Source organism: Streptomyces sp. NPDC030809 (assembly GCF_055572195.1).
In genome coordinates this window covers 79,247-100,343 of the sequence record NZ_JBVIDV010000014.1, presented here as the reverse complement: position 1 = coordinate 100,343, position 21,097 = coordinate 79,247, and the positions used below count along the sequence as shown (strand labels likewise).

The following is a 21,097-nucleotide window of genomic DNA, read 5'->3' as shown; positions in this document are numbered from 1 at the left end:
GGCCTAGGCGGCCGGGCCCCCGGCGTCCGGCCCGGCGTCCTGACCCGCGTCCGGCGCCGCGTCCCCTGCCGCGTCCTGCCGGGTGCCGTCCGTCAGTGCCGCGAGGGCGGCGTTCACGCTCGCCGCGATGTCCTGCACCGGGTACAGCACCTCGCGGATCCGCCGGTCCCGGTCCACCACCAGCGTGAGCCGCTTGAGCCGGCTCACCCCGGCCGCCCGGAACGTGGGCAGCCGCAGGGCCGCCGCCAGCGCCAGGTCGGCGTCCGAGAACAGGCTGAAGCCCAGCCCCTCGGCGAGCGCGAACTCCCGCTGCTCGTCCGGCCGCTGGGTCGAGACCCCGGCCACCGTCGCCCCCGCCGCCGTGAACTCGGCCAGCCGGTCCCGGTACGCACACGACTCCAGGGTGCAGCCGCGGGTCCCGGGGATGCCCGCCCAGCCCGGCGGGTACGACTCCCCGCGCGCGTACGCCCCGGGGAAGCAGTACAGGACGGTGTGCGCGGTGTCCGCGACCGGATCGCGCAGCTCCCCGTCCTGGTCCGGCAGGAGCAGCTCCGGCAGCCGGGTGCCGCGGAGCGCGTGCACCCGCTCCGCCTCCCGGGAGGCCGCCCCGGCCGTGGCCGTGGTCTCCCCCTCGCCCAGCACCCAGGTGTCGCCCCAGTCCTGCAGGGCGATCAGCACCGGCAGCAGGGCCCGGCCGCGCGCGGTGAGCCGGTAGGCGTGCCGGACCGGGCGCTCCTGGTACGGCTCCCGGGCGAGCACGCCCGCGTCGACCAGCAGTTTCAGGCGTTCGGCGAGCACCTTGCGGGAGACGCCCAGCTCCCGCTGGAACTCCTCGAAGCGCGAGAGCCCGCGGGCCGCGTCGCGCACCACGAGCAGGGTCCACCAGTCGCCCACCACGTCGAGGGCCTGGGCGATGGCGCAGTCCGCGTCACCGAGGCTGGTGCGCTGGGCCATCGGCGGGCTCCTTCCGGACGGTGGGCTGCTGGGGGGTCGAACGGGTCACCGGCCCCATGGTAGGTTGCGCGCACTAGTGAGTTCCCAAAAGGAACTGACTCGCGGCGCCGGTGGTCCGCCGGCGCGACCACCACGGGGGGCCGTTCCATGCTGCAAGGGTTCAAGGACGTACCGAGGGCCGTCTGGCTGCTCGCCGGCGGGGTCTTCGCCAACGCCGTCGTCAGCTTCACCTTCGTCTTCGTCTTCGTGTACCTCACCGGGCCGCGCGGCCTCGGCACCGCCGAGGCGGGGCTGGTCACCGGAATCGGCGGGGTCGGCCTGGTCGCCGGCAACTTCACCGGCGGCTGGTACGGCGACCGCTTCGGCCACCGGCGGGTGCTCCTCGCAGCCTCCGCCCTCGGCGGCGCGGTGCTCTGCTGCCTGCCCCTCGCGCCCACCGCCCTGCTCTACGCCGTGCTGCCCGCCGCCCAGTACGCCTCGGGCGTCATCCGGGCCGCCAACTCCGCCCTCGTCGCCGTCATCGTCCCCGAGGGCGCCCGCCGCCAGGCCTTCGCCGTCATCCGGTGCGTCTCCAACGGCGGGTTCACCATCGGCCCGCCCGCCGGCGCGGTCATGGCGACCGCCCTGTCGTACGACTGGATCTTCGTCCTCGACGGAATCGGCACCCTGTTCTTCGCGCTCTGGACCGCCCGCGTCGTCCCGGCCCGCGGCAAGCCCGAGACCGCCGCCGCCCCGCACGGGGGCCGGGGCGGCGGCATGCTCGCCGAACTGCGCGCCCGGCCCGCCCTCGTGGTCCTGCTCGGCGCGATCCTCGTCATCGACGTCGTCTACCGCCAGCAGTACTCCACCCTGCCCGCCCACCTCGCCGACCACGGCATCGGCACCCGGACCTTCGGCCTGATCATCGCCCTCAACGGGGCCGTCATCCTGCTGCTCGAACTCCCCGCCGCCGTCGCCCTGCGCCACCGCCCGGCGCTGCGGGTCATCGGCACCGGGCTGCTCCTGGTCGGCGCCGGGTACGGGGCGCTGCTCCTCGGCGCGGGCCTCGCATCCACCGTCGTGATGATGGTGCTGATCAGCCTCGGCGAGATCCTGTACAAGACCACCGCCACCGCGTACGTCGCCGACGCGTCCCCCGAGCACGCCATCGGCCGCTTCCAGAGCCTGTACGCCGGGGTGTCGGTCAGCGGGGTGGTACTCGGGCCGCCGCTGGGCGGAAGCCTGTACTCCGCCGCTCCCGGCCTGGTCTGGCCGCTGTGCGCGCTGCTCGGCACCGCGGCCGGGGCCGCCGTGCTGTACATGGGGCGCCGGACCCGCCGGCAGGCCGCGCGACCGGCACATGAGACCGGTTCGCCCGCAGCGGCCGTCGCCGGTTAGCGTTCGGGCATGACTACCCGTACCACCGGCGCCGTCGCCGCCGGACTCGCCACCCTCGCCTCCGACGGCACCGTCCTCGACACCTGGTTCCCCGCGCCCGCCCTGGTCGCGGACGCCGGCCCGGCCGGCACCGAGCGCCTCACCGCCGAGCAGGCCGTGGAGTTCCTCGGCGCGGGCGCCGCCAAGGCCGTCCGCACGGACGCCGTCCGCGGTGTCGAGGTGGTCGCCGTCCGCACCACCATCTCCTCGCTGGACGACAAGCCGCTGGACGCGCACGACGCCTACCTGCGCCTGCACCTGCTCAGCCACCGCCTCGTCAAGCCGCACGGCCAGAACCTCGACGGGGTCTTCGGCCTGCTCGCCAACGTCGCGTGGACCTCCCTCGGCCCGGTGGCCGTCGACCAGGTCGAGACCGTGCGCCTGAACGCCCGCGCCGAGGGCCTGCACCTCCAGGTCACCTCGATCGACAAGTTCCCGCGGATGACCGACTACGTCGCCCCCAAGGGCGTGCGCATCGCCGACGCCGACCGCGTCCGCCTCGGCGCGCACCTCGCCGAGGGCACCACCGTCATGCACGAGGGCTTCGTCAACTTCAACGCCGGCACCCTCGGCACCTCGATGGTCGAGGGCCGCATCTCCGCCGGCGTCGTCGTCGGCGACGGCTCCGACATCGGCGGCGGCGCCTCCACCATGGGCACCCTGTCCGGCGGCGGCAAGCAGATCATCTCGATCGGCGAGCGCTGCCTGCTCGGCGCCGAGTCCGGGATCGGCATCGCGCTCGGCGACGAGTGCATCGTCGAGGCCGGCCTGTACGTGACCGCGGGCACCCGCGTCACCCTGCCGGACGGCCAGGTCGTCAAGGCCCTGGAGCTCTCCGGCGCCAGCAACATCCTCTTCCGCCGCAACTCCACCACCGGCGCCGTCGAGGCCCGCCCGAACAACGCGGTCTGGGGCGGCCTGAACGAGGTCCTGCACAGCCACAACTGAGGCACTGCAGAGCCCGCAACGCCGGGCCCCGCCCGGGCCCGCATGCGTCGCGCGCCCGGGCCGCCGGCCGTACGGCCCCCGGCATGCCGAACGCCCTCTCCCGCCCGCCAAGGGCCGGAGAGGGCGTTCGTACGTCGTGGGGCGGCCGGCGGGCTGCTGCGGGCGGCCGCGGGTCGCGCGCCGGTCAGTTCAGCGGGATCGAGCGGACCAGGCCCGCGAAGGCCTCCTGCTCCTCCTGCGTCAGCTCGACCCGCTCCATCGGGTGCGAGGCGGCGCTGCGCTGCGCCGGGATGACGGCCAGACCCTCGTACGCGCCCGGCTCGGGGTGGTGGAAGCGGCTGTCCCACAGCATGTGGCCGAGGCCGAGCACCCAGACCACGGCCGCCATCAGGAGGACGCCGAGGCCGATCTGCTGGGCGAGCGAGATGGAGGTGAACACGCGGTCCTCCGGAGGGGGAGTGCGGGCGCAGGGGTTCCGTGCGTGGGGACACTCAACACCACAACCGGACGAAACGCCGAGCGGGTGTGGCGAGGATCACGCCAGTGCCGAAAGTCCCGATTGTCCCCGGGCGGACGTCCTCAGCCGCCCAGCGGCAGCTTGAAGCCCTCGTGGCTGCGCGCGTACCCGAGCGACTCGTAGAAGCGGTGGGCGTCGCCGCGCCGCTTGTTGCTCGTCAGCTGGACCAGCCGGCAGCCGCGCTCCGCGGCGCGCTCCTGGGCCCGCCGCATCAGCTCCGCCCCGAGTCCCCGGCCGCGCCGGTCGGCCCGGATCCGGACCGCCTCGACCAGTGCCCGCTCGGCCCCGCCCTGGCCCAGGCCCGGGATGTAGGTGAGCTGGAGGCAGCCGACCACCGTGCCGTCCGGCTCGGGCTCGGTCAGGACCAGCAGCTCGTTGCGCGCATCGCGCGCGATGTCGGCGAAGGCCCGCTCGTGGGCCTCGCCCACCGCGACCGAGGCCGGGTCCACGACCCCCTCCTCGTCGGCCAGCAGGGCGAGGACGGCGGGCAGGTCGGGGCGTTCGGCCACTCTGAAGATCATGGCCGAAGTGTGCCAGTGCGCCCGGCCGGGACGGCGGCCGGGCGCACTGCTCCTACAGGCGCCCTACGGGATGAAGCGCAGGACCTGCGGGTCGTGGTCGCTGTTCTGGTCGGCGAACTCCGCGTTGATGTGCACGCTGTCGTAGCTGAAGTTCTTCACCGCGGGGCTGGTCAGGATCTGGTCCAGCACCTGCGAGTTGCCCTGGTACACGTACGAGTACCGCTCCGAGCGGGGCAGGGTGGTGACCGCGGGGAACAGCGCGCCGCCGTCGGCCAGCGCCTTCGTGGTCCCGGAGAACTCGAAGTCGTTGATGTCGCCGAGGGCGATGACCTTCGCGTTGCGCTGGACCGACAGCAGGTCCTTCACGAAGGTGTTGACGGCCTGGGCCTGCAGCAGGCGCTTGGCCTCCGAGGAGCGGGCCGGCGGCTGGTGGTGCGAGGTGATGGACTCGTCGCCGCCCTTGGAGCCGAAGTGGTTCGCGATCACGAAGACCGTGCGGCCGCGGAAGACGAACTCGCCCGCGAGCGGCTTGCGGCTGGCCTCCCAGGCGGCGTTCGACGGGTCGATGCGGCCGGGGGAGTGGGTCAGGGCCGCGTGGCCGCCGTCGGCGAACACGCCGGTGGCGGTGGTGGCGTTGCCGCCGTCGCGGTCGGTGAAGGAGACCCGCTCGGGGTTGAACAGGAAGACCTGGCGGATGTTGCCGCCCGGCTCGCCGCCGTCCTTGCCGTTCTCGGGGTCGATCGAGCGCCACGCGTAGGCCGGGCCGCCCGCGGCCTTGATGGCCTCGGTGAACTTGGCCAGGGTCTGGTCGGCGGCGACGGTGCCGTCGTTCTTCGCGCCGTTGTTGTCCTGGATCTCCTCCAGGGCCACGATGTCGGGCGAGGCGAGGTTCTCCACGACCGCCTTGGCGAGCGCGTCGAACTTCTCCTGCGGGTCGGACGGGTCGAGGTTCTCCACGTTGTACGTGGCCACGGCCAGCTCGCCCGGCTTCTGCGCCTTGGTGACCTCGCGCTGCAGGCCCTTGGACTCGACGGTGCCGAGGGTGCGCGCGACCAGGGTGTAGCCGCCGAACTGGTTGAAGTCCAGCGGGCCTTCGGTGGTGCCGGTCAGCCGGTCGCCGACGTTGGCCACGGGGAAGGGCTGCTGGGCCAGCGGCGCGAGCTGCTGGACCTGGAGGCGGCCGGTGTTCTGCGCCTCGTAGGAGCCGTAGACGGTGCCGCCGCGCTTGTTGTTGTTCTCCCAGCCCTTCACGGTGACCCACAGCTCCGCGTACGGGTCGGTGGCGCCGACGACGCGGGAGGTGCCGATGCGGACGTTCATGCCCTCGAGGGACTCGTAGTAGTCCAGGGCGTAGGTGGCGGGGTCGAGGGTCAGGCCGTTGACCGAGCCGCCGGCGGCCGGGTCGCCCGCGGGGGCGTACCGCTCCGGCACCGAGTACTCGCTGATCTGCTCGGCCTCGGGCAGCGCGTTGCCGGAGGAGACCACCTTGACGGTGGGCTTGCTGATCTGGGTCACCGACTGGTTGCCGGAGTTCAGGCCGCCGGGCACGTACTCGCCGACCGTGCCGGAGACCGTCACGGCGTCGCCGACCGCGACGGTCGGGTTCGAGCTGGTGAAGACGAAGACGCCCTCACTGGTGGCCGCATCGTCGTCGGCCTGCGGGTCCTGGATCCAGAAGCCCTTGGAGCCGTAGGTGCGGACGCCGGTGACGACGCCCTCGATACCGGTGACCTGCTTGCCGGCGTAGGGGGATATGCGCGTGGTGCCCTGGATGTCGTGGATGCGCAGGGACGTTTCGGCATCGGCGGCCGAGGCGGCGGTTCCGGCGAGCAGACCGGCGGCCAGTGCGGTGGCCACGACGGTTGCAACGGCGGCGGAACGGGAAAGGGGTCCAGTCACCTGAGGACGGGAACGCATGGTCGGGACTCCGGTGTGTGGATGAGGGAACGGAGTGGTGGTGGATCCGTGTGTGGGATCTACGCGCGTCAATGTCTTGTGTGACCAGGCACGTTGTCAAGAGCCTCAGGGAAGACGGCGGCTGACGGTCCGGTGAACGGGTCGGGATGCGGTGAAATGCCGTCTACGCTGGGCCCCGCCGTGGCCTTTCCCACACGGCGTCCGGACCCCGAACGCCCCACCGCGACGAGGAGAAACCCCCGATGTCCGCTGAGCGCCCCACGCTGCCGCCGGTGCGGCTGCACTCCGAGGCGGAGCTGGCCCGCGACGCCCTGGCGACGCCGCTGCTCGCCCGCGCGGTGCGGCTCGCCCGCTGGGCCGGGCCCGCCACGCGGGTCGGCGCCGGAGGCGAACTCGTCGACGAGCAGCTGCCCGCGGCGGCGGGGCAGATCGGCCTCGCAGACGACGAGGACGGCCGCGCGTACGCGAGCGAGGCCTGGCGGATCGCCGTGGACACCGGCCTCGTCGAGGTGACCGAGGAGGCCGAGGACACCGGTGCCGACACGGACACCGGCGGCACCGTGGTCCAGGGCGAGGACCTCGGGCTGGTCACCGGCGGCTCCCCGGCCGACGTGCTCGACCTGTGGCTGTCCGCGCTGGACACCGTGCTCGCCGATGCGGCCGTGCCGGACCTCGACGACCTCGTGGACGCCCTCGACGCGGGCGGCGAGATCGACTTCGGGCAGCTGGACTGGGACCCGCAGCGCGAGGCGGACTTCCTGGACGCCGTACTCGCCAACCTCTACCTGCTGACCGTCTCCGAGGGCGGGGCGGCGGACGGGCCGGTCCCGCTGCCGGTGCTCGCCGCCTCGATGATCGTCCCCGAGGACATGGCCGACCCGAGCGACGAGGTGCTGGAGCAGGTCTCCGACGCGATGATGCGCCTCGACGACCAGTTCCGGCAGCTGGAGCCGATCGGACTGGTGGAGTACCGGCCGGTCGACGAGGCGCTGATGGCCGAGGTCGAGGAGGCGGAGGTGGCCGGCGCGGCCGCGGAGGCCGCCGACCACGCCGACCCCGAGGACGTCTCCCGGTACGGGCTCGTACGGCTCACCCCGCTGGGCCTGTTCGGCGTACGCGCCCGGATGCTGGAGGCCGGGGTGGAGGCCCCGGCGGTCGGGGACTGGGCCGACAAGGGCGCCGACGCGCTGCTCGACGCCGTCTCGTACTTCTCCGAGGACACCGCCCAGGCGGAGATCGAGCAGTGGCTCGCCCGCCGGGACGTGCCCGGCGCCGCTGCCGAGCTCCTCGCCGCCGCCCGGGGCGGGGACGCCGGCGGGCCGCTGCGCCGGCTGCGCTGCCAGCAGGCGCTGGCGCTCGCCGACGAGGCGGCCGAACCGGCGGTCCGCGCGGTGCTCGACGACCACGAACTGGGCGGGCTGGCCCGCGTCTGGCTGGCCGAGCGCGGCGCCGCCGACGTGCCGGTGCCCGACCAGGCCATGGTCTTCTGGCTCACCGTGGACACCATCGCCGCCCAGCTCGCCGCCGACGGCGAGACCGAGGGCCTGGCGGCCCTGATGGCAGGCCTGACGGAAGGGCACAGCGGGTTCTTCGACGCCGTCTGGCGGGTCCCCCACCCGGCCACCGCCGAGGTCCTGGAGGCCATGGGCCGCCTCCACCCCGACAGGAAGACGGCCAAGGAAGCCCGCAAGGCGGCCTTCAAGGCCCGCTCCCAGCAGGGCTGACGCGGCCCCTCCCCGCCCTGCACGCTGGCGCGCGCCCACCCGACCGCGAGCCAGGGGCCGCCGGCGGCCCGGCGAACGGCAGGGCGTGCGGCCAGGCGCGGCCGGTGGGCCGGGCCGGACTGGGTCTGGGCGGGGCGTGTGGGCAGGCGTGGCCGGTGGGCCGGCCGGAGCGCCGGGACGTGCGGTGGGCCGGGCCGGGGACGGGCGTGCGGCCGGGGGGCCGGGGCGGGGCGGGGCCGGACGTGGTGCCCGTGACGGGCGGGGCCGGGGCAGGCCGGGGGGCACCCGGGGCCGGGGTGGCGGCGGGCCGCGGCCGGGGAAGCAGGAAGTCGGTGGTCTTTGCGGGGAGTTCAGTCGGTGTTCAGACGCGGGCGGAAGCCTGGCCGCCGTCCGCCCCGCGCACCGCCGGGGGTTCCCCCGCCACGCGCACGCGTCCCCACAAGGAGCACCGATGCCGCTCAGCCGCCGAGAATTCACCGCCCGCACCGCCGCCGCGGGCACCGGCCTCGCCCTCACCGGCACCGTCGCGGCACTCGCCACGGCCCCCGGAGCCCTGGCCGCCGACGACGGCACGGCGCCCGGCGGCACCGCGCCCGGCAGGGACTGCGAGCCGGGCTACGGCCCGCTGGTCCCGGACCCGGCCGGCATCCTCGCCCTGCCCGCGGGATTCTCGTACCGCGTGCTCACCCACAGCGGGGTCACCACGCTCGAATCCGGGGAGCCCACCCCCGAGAAGCACGACGGGACCGCCGCCTTCGAGGGCCACCGCGGGGTCACCCTCCTCGTCAACAACCACGAGCTGAAGGGCAAGCGCTCCTCCTGGGCCCGCCCGGTGCCCCTCACCGAGGGGCTCGTCTACGACCCGGCGGCCGCGGGCGGCTGCACGGTCGTCGAGCTCCGCCCCGGCGGCGAGGTCGCGGAGTGGGTGGGCATCGCCGGCACCTCGACCAACTGCGCAGGCGGCACCACCCCCTGGGGCACCTGGCTGACCTGCGAGGAGAACGAGGACCTCGCGGGCAGGAACGGCATGACCAAGGACCACGGCTACGTCTTCGAGGTGGACCCGCACGACCGCCGCGCGAACCAGGACCCCCGGCCCGTCAAGGCCTTCGGCCGCTACGCCCACGAGGCCGTGGTCATCGACCCCAAGCGCGGGCACGCGTACCTGACCGAGGACGCCTCGGGCCCGAACGGCCTGCTCTACCGCTGGGTGCCGCCGCAGGACTTCCGCCACGGCCGGGGCCGGCTGCGCACCCTCGCCGACGACGCGGGCGTCCTCCAGGCCGCCAAGTGCTTCGACAGCGCCGGCCGGTTCGTGGACGACCTGTCCCGGGCCACCCGGATCGGCACCGTCTACGGGGTGGACTGGACCGACGTACCGGACCGGGACGCCCGTACGGTCCCGGTCCGCAAGCAGTTCGCGGAGGGGGCGGTCACCCGGGCCCGCAAGCTGGAGGGCATGTGGTGGGCGGACGGCGGGGCGTACTTCGTCTCCTCGTACGCGCGCGAGGAGAGCCCGGGCGCGGCGCACGACGGGCAGGTCTGGTTCTACGACCCGAAGCGGCGCACGATCCGGCTGACGGTGCTGCTCGGGGTGAACGCCGACCCGTCCGCGGACGGGGGCTACGACGGCCCCGACAACATCACCGTCTCGCCTTACGGCGGCCTGGTCATCGCCGAGGACGGCTCCGGCCTCCAGCACCTCTTCGGTGCGACGGAGAGCGGCCGCACCTACCCGCTGGCGCGCAACGAGCTGAACATCGGCACCGCCGAGGAGCCCGAGTACTCGGAGTTCACCGGGGTCTGCTTCGCCCCCGACGGGCGGACCCTCTTCGCCAACATCCAGGAGCCGGGCATCCTGCTCGCCATCACCGGACCCTGGCGCCGCAAGCGCTAGCAGGCCGGCCGGCGGGGGCGCTGCCGACAGCCCCTCGTCGGTCGCAGCCCGTCCGGCCGCACCCCGTCCGGTCGCGGTCCGTCCCGCCGTCGCCGGAGCGCCGCGCCCGTCAGCAGAGCTCCGCCGCCGCGGCCTCCGCGCGTGAGGCCGCGGCCCACTCCTCCAGCAGGAACTCGTAGGCCTCGGCCGGCCACTCGTCCCCCGCGAGGTTCTCGACGAGCAGCCGTATCGCGTCGTTCGCCTCTGCGGCGGAAGGACGCGCGGGGCCCGCGGGGATGAGTGTGTCGTACATGGGATCCAGGTTAGGGGCGGGCACTGACAACGACCCTCGAATTTCGCTCGAATGTGTCACCTCGGCCCGCCCCTTCCGTCAAAGTGCCTGCGCAGCAGGCTTGACCATGCCCCGCACTGTGCGGGACTTCACAAACTCGCCCATGGCCGTCATCTCCCATTCGCCCGAGAACTGCTTGATCAGCTTGGCCATCATGACCCCGGTCTGCGGCTCGGCGGTCGTGAGGTCGAAGCGGACCAGCTCCTCCCCGCTGGCGGCGTCGATGAGGCGGCAGTAGGCCTTGGCCACCTCGGTGAACTTCTGGCCCGAGAACGAGTTGACGGTGAAGACGAGCCCGGTGGCCTCGGCGGGCAGCCGCCCGAGGTCGACCACGATCACCTCGTCGTCCCCGGCGCCCTCGCCGGTCAGGTTGTCGCCGGAATGCTTGATCGCGCCGCCCAGGATGGACAGCCTGCCGAAGTAGCAGCTGTCCAGGTGGTTGCGCTGCGGGCCGTACGCGATGACCGACGCGTCGAGGTCGATGTCCTTGCCGCGGAACGCGGGCTCCCAGCCCAGACCCATCTTGACCTGCGAGAGCAGCGGCCGGCCGCCCTTGACGAGGGAGACGGTCTGGTTCTTCTGGAGGTTGACCCGGCCCTTGTCCAGGTTGATCTTGCCGCTCGCCGCCGGGGCAGCCGGGGCAGCCGGGGCCGCGGGCGGGGCGGGCGGGGCCGGGGGCACCTGGGTGGTGGCGGCCGCGGGGGCGGACGGCCATGCGCCGGGCTGCGGGGGAGCCGGCGGGGCGGGAGGCGCGGGAGGTGCGGCGACCGGGGCCGGGGCGGTGGCGGCGGCCGGCTCCTCGTCCACGGAGACCCCGAAGTCGGTGGCGATGCCCGCGAGCCCGTTCGAGTACCCCTGGCCCACGGCGCGGACCTTCCAGACCCCGCCGCGCAGGTAGACCTCGACCACGACGAGCGCGGTCTCGGAACCGAGCTGCGGCGGGGTGAAGGTGGCGATCACGCTGCCGGTGTCCGCGTTGCGCACGGTGGCGGTGGGCTCGATGCCCTGGAAGGTCTGCCCCGCGGCGTCCGGGCTGGCCGTGACGACGATCTTCTCGATGCCCGGCGGGACGGCGGCCGTGTCCACGGTGATCGCGTCGGGCGCGGCCCCGCCGCCGGACCGGTAGCTGACGCCCGGACCCGACGGCTGGTTGTAGAAGATGAAGTCGTCGTCGGAGCGCACCTTGCCGTTCGCGGCGAGGAGCAGCCCGGACACGTCGAGCCGTACCGGAGCGGCCACGTCCACCGTCACGCGGACGGTGTTCAGCGGCAGGTTCGAACCAGGGGTCATTGCGGTCATGCCCGGAGAACGACCGGGATGCCTTTGCCGTTCCCTTACCCGTCGGGAATTGAGGCCGCGGCGGGCCGCGGCCGGGCGGCGCGGGCTCAGCCCCGGTTGCGCGGGTGGTTCCGGGCGGTCCGCTCGTTGCCGAACTTGTACGCGCCCGTCCAGCGGGCCATCACCAGCTGCTCGTCACCCGCCTCCGCCTCGGCGAGGAACTTCTCGGCCCGGGCCCCCCGGAGGGTGCCCGCGGCCCGTCCGCGGTGGGTGATGACGACACTTCCGTCGCCGCGCTGCTCATACGTGAATCCAAAAGGTCTCGGCACGGCGCGAGTCTGCCCGGGCGCCCGCTGCGAGAGCAACGGGATTTCGCCGGACAGTTCAAGCCTCGCCGGAGTTTGAGGCGCGGCCGGGGACGGAGCCCCGGGAGACGGGGAGGGGGCGGGTGGGGAACGCCCCGCAGGGCCGCCCGGCCCGCCCGCCCGCCCGGCCCGCCCGCCCGGCCCGCCCGCCCGGCCCGCCCGCCCCCGGCCCGCCCGGCTCGGCCGCGCAGGACCCGGCTGTGACCCCCATGGGCCCGCCCGCGCCGCCCGGGCCCCCGCAGGCTCAGGCCGGGACCCACAGCCCCCGCAGCTCCCGGCTCAGCCCGCCACGCCGTCCACCCGCCGCGGCAGCCCCAGCGGGTTCGCCTCGCGCAGCTCCGCCGGCAGCAGTGCGTCCGGCACCGACTGGTACGCCACCGGCCGCAGCCACCGCTCGATCGCCGTCCCGCCCACCGACGTGGAGTGCGAGGTGGCGGCCGGGTACGGCCCGCCGTGGTGCTGGGCGGGGGCGACGGCCACGCCGGTCGGCCAGCCGTTGACGAGGACCCGCCCCGCCAGCGAGGCCGCCTGCGCGATCAGCTCCGCCGCCGGCCCCGGCGCACCCGCCGCTTCGGCGGCGGAGAGCTGGAGGGTGGCGCTGAGGTTGCCGGGCAGCCGCCCGAGCACCGCGGCCGCCTCCTCCTGGCCGGCGTACCGCGCGACGACGGTGACCGGCCCGAAGCACTCCTCCAGCAGCAGCTCGTACGCGCTTCCGGGAGCGGCCAGGTGGCGGGCCGGCACCTGGAGGAAGCCGGCCGCGACGGTGTGCTCCGCCCCCGCCTGCGTCCCCCCGCCGGAGCCCTCGCCGGACCCGGTGGCCGTGCCGGGCCCCGGGGCGACCGGCGCGGTGACGTCCGGGAGCGCGGCCCGGTCCCGTACGCCGGCCAGGAAGTTGTCCCGCATCCGGTGGTCCAGCAGGACCCCGGGGGCGGTGCCGGCCAGGGACTTGGCGAGCGCCTCGGTCACCCGGTCGCCGTCGGGGCCCTCCGGCACCAGCACCAGGCCCGGCTTCACGCAGAACTGGCCCACGCCGAGGGTCATGGCGCCCGCGAGGCCGGTGCCGATCTCCTCCGCGCGCTCCGCGGCGGCCGCGCCGGTGACCACGACCGGGTTGAGGGAGCCGAGTTCGCCGTGGAAGGGGATGGGCACCGGGCGGGCGGCGGCCGCGTCGAAGAGGGCGCGCCCGCCGCGGATGGAGCCGGTGAACCCGGCCGCGGTCACCAGCGGGTGCCGGATCAGCTCCAGCCCGGCGTCGAAGCCGTGCACCACCGCGACGGTCTCCTCGGGCAGCCCCGTCTGCACCGCGGCCCGGCGCAGCAGCGCGGCGCACAGCTCGGAGGTGGCCGGGTGGTCGGGGTGCGCCTTGACCACCACCGGGCAGCCGGCGGCGAGGGCGCTCGCGGTGTCCCCGCCGGGCACCGAGAAGGCGAGCGGGAAGTTGGAGGCCGCGTACACGGCCACCACGCCCAGCGGCACCTTGTAGCGGCGCAGCTCGGGGCGGGGCGGGGTCAGGGAGGGGTCGGCGCGGTCGATCCGGATGTCGAGGTAGCCGCCCTCCTCGACGAGGTCGGCGAAGGCCCGCAGCTGGTACGTGGTGCGGCCGAGCTCGCCGGTCAGGCGGGCGGCGCCGAGGGCCGTCTCGGCGTCGGCGGTCTCCACCACGGCCGCCGCCGAGGCGTCGAGCAGGTCGGCCGCGGCGCGCAGGAAGGCGATGCGGACGGTGCGGTCGGCGAGGGCGGCGCGGGCCGCATGGGCCCCGCGCACCGCCGCGTCCACCGCCTGGGGTGTGGCCTCCGCCGCAACCTGCTCGCGCTGCTTCCCGGTGCGGGGGTCCACACTCCAGACTGGTGCTGCTGCCATGGCCCACTGCCTCCTGGGTCTGCCCGGCCCGGCCGGCCCGGGCCCGCCGAATTGGCCCGGATCCCTCTCGGCCCGCCACAAGCTCGTTCAGTATTCTGAACGCGGTTCGTATAGGTGAATGATCGGCTCTGGTGCGGACTCTATTTCCGCTCCGGACGCGTGACAAGAGGGGCAAGAGGCGATGGCTACAGCCGAGTCAGGGGCGGCACCGGTCAAGTCCGCCGTGCGGACGGTCGAGTTGCTGGAGTGGTGCGCGGCCCGCCCGGGCCTGCACAGCCTGGCCGAGATACAGGAGGCGATCGGCTACCCCAAGTCCAGCCTCTACATGCTGCTGCGCACCCTGGTCGACCTCGGCTGGGTGGAGACGGACGCCACCGGCACCCGGTACGGGATCGGGGTGCGGGCCCTGCTCGTCGGCAGCTCGTACATCGACGGGGACGAGGTGGTCGCGGCCGCCCGCCCCACCCTCGACCGGCTCTCGGACGACACCACGGAGACCATCCACCTGGCCCGGCTGGACGGCACGAGCGTGGTGTACCTGGCCACCCGCCAGTCCCAGCACTTCCTGCGCCCGTTCACGCGGGTCGGCCGGCGGCTGCCCGCGTACTCGACGGCCCTGGGGAAGGCCCTGCTGGCCACGCATTCCGACGAGCAGGTGCGCGAACTGCTGCCGGAGCGGCTGGAACCGGTCACCGAGCACACCATCACCGACCGCGAGGTGCTGATCGAGGAACTGGCGCTCGTGCGGGAGCAGGGCTATGCGGTGGACCGCGAGGAGAACACCCTCGGGCTGCGCTGCTTCGGGGTGGCCGTGCCGTACCGGACCCCGGCCCGGGACGCGATCAGCTGCTCGGTGCCGGTGGCCCGGCTGACGCCGGGGCACGAACAGGTCATCAAGGCGGCCCTCTTCGACGCCCGGGACCGGCTGACGCTGGCGACGCGGAGGCTGTGAGACGGCGGCCGGGCCTCTCCCTGTGCAGGAGTGGGCCTCTCCCCGTGCAGGAGTGGGCCCCTCCCCGTGCAGGGGCGGGCCTCTCCCGTGCAGGGGCGGGCCTCTCCCCCGTGACGGGGCGGGCGTCTCCCCCGTGAAGGGGGTGGGCGTCTCCCCCGGGCGGGGGAGGCGGATCACCGTTGCGGGGGAGGTGGCGGGCGGGACGGGCCGGGATCGTGGAGGCATGAACACGCGAACCTCTCCTCTCCTTCCGGGTGTTGCCGCTCCGGGCAGCGCCCTCGGACCCCGGCGGCGGGCCCTGCGGGCCGTTGCCCTCCTCGCCACCGTCCCCTACCTCGTGCTGAAGACGGCCTGGCTGGCGGGCAGCACTCTCGGCATCCCCGAGGGCAGCGTCCTGCGGGATGCCGGGCCGGCCCTCACCCTCGCCAATGCGGCCACCCTCGCGATGGACGCCACCCTGGCCGTGCTCGTGCTCCTGCTCACCCGGCCGTGGGGGATGCGGGTGCGGGCCTGGCTGCTGACCGTGCCGGTCTACGTGGCCACCGGCCTGCTGACACCGATCATGATCGGGTTCCCGGGGCAGCTGCTCATACGGGCGGCGGGCGCGGCCGGGACCCCTGAGCACGCGAGACCCTTCCTCGAACCCTGGGTGTTCAACGTCGTCTACACCGGCTTCATCCTCCAGGCCCTCGCGCTGGCCGGACTGTTCGTGCCGTACGCCCGCGAGCGCTGGGGCGGGTACTGGCAGGGCGCCCTCGGCGCCCGGATGCCGGGCGCGGTGCGGTTCACGACCGGCGCGGCCGCCCTCGCCGGCGCGGCCGTGGCGGGCGCGCACCTCTACTGGGCCTGCGGCGGGAGCGCCGGCCTGGCCGGCAGCTCGGTGGGCGCGGACACGGGCACGGCGCGGATGATGCACGGGGTGCATGCCCTGTGCACCCTCGCCGCCGTCGCCGGTGCGCTCATACTCGCCCGCGGCGGGCGGACGGGAGCGCGCATACCCCTGGCCCTCACGTGGGTCGGCTCCTCGGCCACGGCCTGCTGGGGCGCCTGGCTGCTGATCGCCGCCGTGGTCCTCGTCTTCGACCCCTCCGAGCAGACCCCCACCGCCCTGGTGTTCGCCTACGCTGGCCAGATGATCACCGGCGGGCTCGTGGCGGCGGTCCTGACCGGGTACCTCGTGGGCCGCCGGCCCGCGTGAGCCCCGCTGGCCCGGGAGGGCGTGGGGAAGCGCAGGGGGCGCGGGGGACATGGGGGAGAGCGTGGGCAGCGGCGGAGGGGACGGCGTGCGCGCAGGCGTAGGCGAAGGCCTGCGGGAAGCGTCGCGGGACGGCATCCGGGAGGGCTTGAATGACGTCCGGGACGGCTTGAACGACGGTCTCCGGGACGGCTTGCGGGACGGCGTGCCGGAAGGCCTGCGGCGGGGCGTCGGCCGCCTGGCCGGGCGCCGGGCCCGGCTGGGCTGGGTGCACCTCGTGCTCGGCGGCGCCCTGCTCATGCCGTACTTCCTCCTCACGGGCACCCTGGTCGGCCTGATGGCGGGCGGCCGCAATGCATTCGCCTCGTTCCCGCTGATGCTCGGCTCCTACGCCCTGGCCCTGCCGTTGATCGCGGTCACCGGACTGTCCCCCCTGGTGCGGCCGATGTCGGTGGCCTCGGTGCGGGCCATGTGCGCCGTACCGGGGGAGCGGCTGGCGGAGGGGTCGGCCCGGTCGGGGGCGGCCCGGGTGCGGGCCGCGGGCTGGTGGACCCTCCACCTGGGAGTGGGGGCCCTGGTCAGCGCGCTGAGTCTGGCCGTACCGCCGATGGCGCTGGTGCTCCTGGTGCTGCCGTTCTGGCCGGCGCTGCGGAAGGCGCAGGTGCTCGACGCCCCCTGGTTCCAGTCCGGCGCCGGACTGGTCGCCGCGCCGGTGACCGGGCTGGCCGTCCTGGTGGGGCTGGCCGCGCTGGCCGCGGCGGGCGCGGAACTCCTGGCCAGGCTGGCCCCGGTGCTGCTCGGGCCGACCCCGGCCGACCGGCTGGCGGCCGCCGAGGAGCGGGCCGCGGACCTCGCCGTCCGCAACCGGCTGGCCCGGGAGCTGCACGACTCGGTGGGGCACGCGCTCAGCGCGGTCACCCTCCAGGCCGGAGCGGCCCGCCGGGTGCTGGACAAGGACACCGCCTTCGTCCGGGAGGCCCTGGCCGCCATCGAGGAGACCACCCGGCGCACGGTCGGGGAGCTGGACACCGTCCTCGGGCTGCTGCGGGACGGGGACGGGGACGGGGACGGGGACGGGGACGAGGCCCGGTCCGGCACCGCGCCGGCCCCCACCCTCGCGGCCGACCTGGACGGCCTGCTGGAGCGCACCCGGGCGGGCGGGTTCGAGGTGGACTCCGTGCCCGGCGACTGGTCGGCCCTGCCGCAGACGGTGTCGCGGGAGGCCTACCGGATCGTGCAGGAGGGGCTGAGCAACGCCCTCCGGCACGGCACCGGACCCGTGGTCCTGCGGATCACGGCGCGCGGGGCCGGACCGGACCCGGCGGCGGCCGGGGAGCGGGCGGGTACGCGTACGAAGGGAGAGGGCGCAGAGTTGGAGATCGTGATGCACAACCCGCTCGCCGCGGCGCCGGCCGCACGGCGGGACGGCGGCGGACGGGGGCTGCGGGGCATACGGGAGCGGGCCGGTCTGCTCGGCGGCACGGCCGAGGCGGGGGAGCACGACGGGCGGTGGCGGCTGCGGGCCACCCTGCCCCTCTCCGGATCCCCGGGAGGCCGGCGATGAGCGGGACTCCGCTGCGGATCGTGATCGCCGACGACGAGCGGATGGTGCGCACCGCCCTGCGGGTCATCCTCGACGCCGAGCCGGACCTGCACGTGGTCGGGGAGGCGGAGACCGGGGCCGAGGCGGTGTCCGTGGTCCGGGAGCTGCGGCCGGACGTCGTGCTCATGGACGTGCGGATGCCCGGCATCGACGGCATCCGGGCCACCGGGCAGATCCTCGCCGGCCTGGCCGAGCCCCCGCGGATCGTGGTCGTCACCACCTTCGAGAACGACGCCTACGTGTACGAGGCCCTGCGGGCCGGGGCCGCCGGGTTCCTGCTCAAGCGGGCCGCGGCCGAGGACCTGATCGCGGCGGTGCGGCTGGTCGCCCGCAGCGACTCGCTCCTCTTCCCCGCCGCCGTCCGGGCGCTCGCGGCGGAGCACGCCCGCCGGGAGCCGGCCGCTCCCGCCTGGGCGGCCCGGCTCACCGGCCGGGAGGCGGACGTCCTGCGCCTGATGGCGGGCGGGCTGTCGAACCACGAGATCAGCGAGCGGCTCGGGGTGGGCCCGGCGACGGTCAAGACGCATGTGGCGGCCGTGCTCGCGAAGACGGGGTCGCGGGACCGCACCCAGGCGGTCATCGCCGCCTTTGAAGGAGGACTCATGATGAAGAAAAGCTGAGAAGACCGCCACAACCGGGGCAGACCGGAACGCCCGGGGCGGCTCGTGCGTCTACCAGGGGGATGAACAAGACGATCAGGCGTGCGTCGGTCTTCTGTCTGATCCTGGTACTCGCCCTGCTGGTGCGGGTCACCTGGGTCCAGGCGTACCAAGGCCAGGCCCTCGCAGACGACGAGAACAACAAGCGGACGACCATCGCGCGGTACTCGGCTCCGCTCGGGAACATCATCGTGGGAGGGAATGCGGTCACCGGCTCGAAGAAGGTGGACCAGGGCAACTTCATGTACATGCGGACCTACACCGACGGTCCGCTGTACGCGCCGGTCACCGGCTACAGCTCGCAGGTCTTCGGCAAGAACCAGCTGGAGAAGCTGTACGAGAAGGTGCTCGACGGCTCGGACAACCGGCTGAAGAACCCGCTCGACGTGCTCACCGGCAAGCGGGCCGAACCCGGCAACGTCCTGACCACCATCGACCCCGCGGTGCAGAAGGCCGGCTACGCGGCGCTCAAGGGGAAGACGGGTGCGGCCGTCGCCATGGATCCCGCGACCGGGGCCGTCCTGGGCGTCGTGGTCAACCCGTCGTACGACCCCGGCCGGATCACCGGCGGCACCAAGAAGGACGGACAGGCCTGGAAGGAGCTGTCCGCCGACAACGGCAAGGCCATGCTCAACCTGGCCCTGCGCCAGCCGGTCGCCCCCGGCTCCACCTTCAAGCTGGTCACCATGGCGGCGGCGCTGGAGGACGGGCTCTACGACTCCATCGACGTGCCCACCGACAGCCCGGACCCGTACACCCTTCCGGGTACCAGGTACGTGCTGAAGAACGAGAGCGCCTCGGCCCCCTGCAAGAACGCCTCGCTGCGCACGGCCCTGCGGTACTCCTGCAACAACGTGTTCGCGAACCTCGCGCACAAGCTGGGCCAGGACAAGATGCGGGCCATGGCCGAGAAGTTCGGCTTCAACGACCCCGCGCAGGACATCCCGGTGCGGGCCACGGCCAGCAACTACCCCAAGAAGAAGATCTCGCCGGACCAGGTGGCGCAGACCGGCATCGGGCAGTTCGACGTGACGGCCACCCCGCTGCAGATGGCGATGGTGGCGGCGGCCGTCGAGAACGACGGGAAGCTCGTGGCCCCGCACATGGTCTCCGAGGTCACCGACGCCGACGGCAACGTGCTGGAGAGCTTCAAGGACGCCGGGTCCAAGGAGATCATGAGCGCGGACACCGCCGGGAAGATCCGCGACGCCATGCGGACCGTGGTCGAAGAGGGCGGCGGCGGCACCGCAAAGGTGGACGGCGCCGAGGTCGGCGGCAAGACCGGTACCGCTCAGCGCGGCGTGAACAACAGCCTCAACCCCTACGCCTGGTTCACCTCGTACGGCAAGGCGGGCGGCAAGCAGGTGGCCGTGGCCGTGGTGATCGAGAACTCGGACACCGACCGCTCGGAGATCGCCGGCGGCAGGCTGGCCGCCCCGGTGGCCCAGAAGATGATGGCGGCGGCACTCGGCAAGTAGCCCCGGCCGCCCCTCGCCCGCCGCTCGCCCGCCCCTCGGCCATGCCTGGTCTAGCCCCGGCCCCGCCCCGCCCCGACCCCGGCCCGGCCCCGGTCGGGGGTCGGATCGGGGTCCGGGTGGGGGCCGATCGGGGTCCGGGCGGGGCGGGGGCGCGCCGGGAACCGTTCGGGTACCCGGGGCGTTTCCCCTTCCATGATCCGGAATGCCTACCCCGCCGACCTCGACGAGATCGCCGCCCTCCACACCCGGGCGCGCGCCACGTACTACCGCGGCCGGATCCCCGAAGAGGCCTACCAGGCCGAGGCGGAACTCGCCCGCTCCCGGGAGGCGTGGGCCCATGCGGTCGAGCGCGGCGACGGCAGCGTGCTGTGCGCCGAGCGCCGCGGCAAGGTGGCCGGGGTCGCCGCCTTCCGGGTCGTGGACGGCGAGATGACCCTCACCCAGCTCCATGTGGATCCGCCGCACTGGCGCCAGGGGATAGGTGCCGAGCTGCACGCGGTGTGCGTCGCGCTCTGGTCCAGGGCCGGGGTGGCCCGCGCCCGGCTGGAGGTCTACGAGCACAACCGGCGGGCCCAGGCCTTCTACGCCGCCAAGGGCTGGCGCCCCGCCGGGCCCGGGTCCCGCGGCCACACCCACCGCGTCCTGTGGCTGGCCGTCCCGCCGCTCGGGGAATGACCCGCCCGTCCCCCGCGTTGTGCTCCCCGGTGCCCGGAGGCGATCCCTCCGCACCGTCCCGTCCCCCCCACCCACCGGAGAGAAGAACCCCATGCGCGTCGAGATCTGGAGCGACATCGCCTGCCCCTGGTGCTACATCGGCAAGGCCCGGTTCGAGAAGGGGCTCGCCGGATTCGCGCACCGGGACGAGGTGGAGGTCGTGTACCGGTCCTTCGAGCTCGACCCCCACCGGCCGAAGGGGGACACCGGGCCCGTGCTCGCCATGCTGGCGAAGAAGTACGGGCGCACCCTCGACGAGGCGCGCGGCATGGAGGAGTACGTGGCGCAGAGCGCCCGCGCCGAGGGGCTGGACTACCGCACCGAGGGCCGGGACCACGGCAACACCTTCGACATCCACCGGCTGCTGCACCTGGCCGCCGCCCACGGTCGCCAGGAGGCCCTGCTCGACCTCGCGTACCGCGCCAACTTCGCCGAGGAGCGTTCGGTGTTCGACCCCGAGGTGCTGATCGCCCTCGCCGTCGAGGCCGGACTGGACGAGGCGGCGGCCCGGGCGGTGCTCGCGGACGAGGGCGCGTACGCCGACGAGGTGCGCGCGGACGAGCGGGAGGCCGCGGCGCTCGGCGCCAACGCCGTGCCGTTCTTCGTGCTCGACCGCCGCTTCGGGATCTCCGGCGGGCAGCCCGCCGAGGTGTTCACGCAGGCGCTGGAGCAGGCCTGGCAGGGGCGCGAGGAGAGCCCGTCGGCGGCGGCCGCCGAGGGCTGCGAGCCGGAAGGCGCCTGCCCGGTCCCGTAGGCAGCAGTCTGCGC

The 21,097-nt window shown here is 74.5% G+C and carries 19 protein-coding genes; 11 read left to right on the top strand and 8 right to left on the bottom strand.

The window, feature by feature from the left end; genetic code table 11:
• Positions 1-3: 3 nt before the first annotated feature.
• A complete protein-coding gene (locus ACZ407_RS19785; protein WP_468129868.1) occupies positions 4-954 on the bottom strand; it encodes a winged helix-turn-helix transcriptional regulator in 951 nt (316 codons plus the stop codon).
• 147 nt (positions 955-1,101) lie between these two features.
• Here ACZ407_RS19785 and ACZ407_RS19780 point away from each other — a divergent pair, with 147 nt between their 5' ends.
• Both ACZ407_RS19780 and dapD read left to right on the top strand, forming a co-directional pair.
• Entirely contained in the window at positions 1,102-2,331 is a 1,230-nt protein-coding gene (locus ACZ407_RS19780) for an MFS transporter (RefSeq protein WP_468129866.1), read from the top strand.
• 9 nt (positions 2,332-2,340) lie between these two features.
• A complete protein-coding gene (dapD, locus tag ACZ407_RS19775) occupies positions 2,341-3,318 on the top strand; it encodes a 2,3,4,5-tetrahydropyridine-2,6-dicarboxylate N-succinyltransferase (protein ID WP_468129864.1) in 978 nt (325 codons plus the stop codon).
• Between the two features lie 184 nt (positions 3,319-3,502).
• Here dapD and ACZ407_RS19770 read toward each other — a convergent pair whose 3' ends face one another.
• From ACZ407_RS19770 to ACZ407_RS19760, 3 genes are all read right to left on the bottom strand, one after another.
• Positions 3,503-3,757 carry a hypothetical protein gene (locus ACZ407_RS19770; RefSeq protein ID WP_468129862.1) on the bottom strand — a complete coding sequence of 85 codons (255 nt, stop codon included), beginning with the start codon at positions 3,755-3,757 and terminating at the stop codon, positions 3,503-3,505.
• A gap of 140 nt (positions 3,758-3,897) precedes the next feature.
• The gene (locus ACZ407_RS19765) at positions 3,898-4,356 is read right to left on the bottom strand and encodes a GNAT family N-acetyltransferase (protein ID WP_468129860.1); all 459 of its coding nucleotides are present in this window, start codon (positions 4,354-4,356) and stop codon (positions 3,898-3,900) included.
• Between the two features lie 63 nt (positions 4,357-4,419).
• The gene (locus tag ACZ407_RS19760) at positions 4,420-6,273 is read right to left on the bottom strand and encodes an endonuclease/exonuclease/phosphatase family protein (protein WP_468129858.1); all 1,854 of its coding nucleotides are present in this window, start codon (positions 6,271-6,273) and stop codon (positions 4,420-4,422) included.
• Positions 6,274-6,515: 242 nt separating this feature from the next.
• On the opposite strand from ACZ407_RS19760, the gene ACZ407_RS19755 reads away from it, so the two are divergent.
• Both ACZ407_RS19755 and ACZ407_RS19750 read left to right on the top strand, forming a co-directional pair.
• A complete protein-coding gene (locus tag ACZ407_RS19755) occupies positions 6,516-7,997 on the top strand; it encodes a hypothetical protein (RefSeq protein WP_468129856.1) in 1,482 nt (493 codons plus the stop codon).
• 451 nt (positions 7,998-8,448) lie between these two features.
• Positions 8,449-9,894, top strand: a complete 1,446-nt coding sequence (locus ACZ407_RS19750) for an alkaline phosphatase PhoX (RefSeq protein WP_468129854.1) — start codon at positions 8,449-8,451, stop codon at positions 9,892-9,894.
• A 109-nt stretch (positions 9,895-10,003) separates the two neighbouring features.
• Here ACZ407_RS19750 and ACZ407_RS19745 read toward each other — a convergent pair whose 3' ends face one another.
• The 4 genes from ACZ407_RS19745 to ACZ407_RS19730 all read right to left on the bottom strand — a co-directional run bounded on the left by ACZ407_RS19745 (position 10,004) and on the right by ACZ407_RS19730 (position 13,728).
• Positions 10,004-10,186 carry a hypothetical protein gene (locus ACZ407_RS19745; protein WP_468129852.1) on the bottom strand — a complete coding sequence of 61 codons (183 nt, stop codon included), beginning with the start codon at positions 10,184-10,186 and terminating at the stop codon, positions 10,004-10,006.
• A gap of 78 nt (positions 10,187-10,264) precedes the next feature.
• Positions 10,265-11,524 (bottom strand): TerD family protein, encoded by a 1,260-nt coding sequence (locus ACZ407_RS19740; RefSeq protein WP_468129850.1) that lies wholly within the window; start codon positions 11,522-11,524, stop codon positions 10,265-10,267.
• A gap of 86 nt (positions 11,525-11,610) precedes the next feature.
• Positions 11,611-11,832: a hypothetical protein gene (locus ACZ407_RS19735; RefSeq protein WP_468129848.1), complete on the bottom strand. Its 222-nt coding sequence runs from the start codon at positions 11,830-11,832 to the stop codon at positions 11,611-11,613.
• A 315-nt stretch (positions 11,833-12,147) separates the two neighbouring features.
• Entirely contained in the window at positions 12,148-13,728 is a 1,581-nt protein-coding gene (locus ACZ407_RS19730; RefSeq protein ID WP_468129846.1) for an aldehyde dehydrogenase family protein, read from the bottom strand.
• Between the two features lie 181 nt (positions 13,729-13,909).
• Between ACZ407_RS19730 and ACZ407_RS19725 the strand changes: the two genes are divergently transcribed.
• The 7 genes from ACZ407_RS19725 (at position 13,910) to ACZ407_RS19695 (ending at position 21,083) form a co-directional block, all read left to right on the top strand.
• Entirely contained in the window at positions 13,910-14,680 is a 771-nt protein-coding gene (locus ACZ407_RS19725; RefSeq protein ID WP_468129844.1) for an IclR family transcriptional regulator, read from the top strand.
• Positions 14,681-14,903: 223 nt separating this feature from the next.
• Positions 14,904-15,878: a hypothetical protein gene (locus ACZ407_RS19720; protein WP_468129842.1), complete on the top strand. Its 975-nt coding sequence runs from the start codon at positions 14,904-14,906 to the stop codon at positions 15,876-15,878.
• A 49-nt stretch (positions 15,879-15,927) separates the two neighbouring features.
• The gene (locus ACZ407_RS19715) at positions 15,928-17,439 is read left to right on the top strand and encodes a sensor histidine kinase (protein ID WP_468129840.1); all 1,512 of its coding nucleotides are present in this window, start codon (positions 15,928-15,930) and stop codon (positions 17,437-17,439) included.
• On the top strand, positions 17,436-18,098 hold the full coding sequence (locus tag ACZ407_RS19710) for a response regulator transcription factor (RefSeq protein ID WP_468129838.1): 663 nt from the start codon (positions 17,436-17,438) through the stop codon (positions 18,096-18,098). The genes ACZ407_RS19715 and ACZ407_RS19710 overlap by 4 nt, the downstream gene beginning before the upstream one ends.
• Positions 18,099-18,160: 62 nt before the next feature.
• On the top strand, positions 18,161-19,615 hold the full coding sequence (locus tag ACZ407_RS19705; RefSeq protein WP_468129836.1) for a peptidoglycan D,D-transpeptidase FtsI family protein: 1,455 nt from the start codon (positions 18,161-18,163) through the stop codon (positions 19,613-19,615).
• Positions 19,616-19,807: 192 nt separating this feature from the next.
• Complete coding sequence (locus ACZ407_RS19700) at positions 19,808-20,290, top strand: GNAT family N-acetyltransferase (RefSeq protein ID WP_468129834.1); 483 nt, start codon at positions 19,808-19,810, stop codon at positions 20,288-20,290.
• A gap of 91 nt (positions 20,291-20,381) precedes the next feature.
• The gene (locus ACZ407_RS19695; protein WP_468129832.1) at positions 20,382-21,083 is read left to right on the top strand and encodes a DsbA family oxidoreductase; all 702 of its coding nucleotides are present in this window, start codon (positions 20,382-20,384) and stop codon (positions 21,081-21,083) included.
• Positions 21,084-21,097 lie beyond the last annotated feature (14 nt).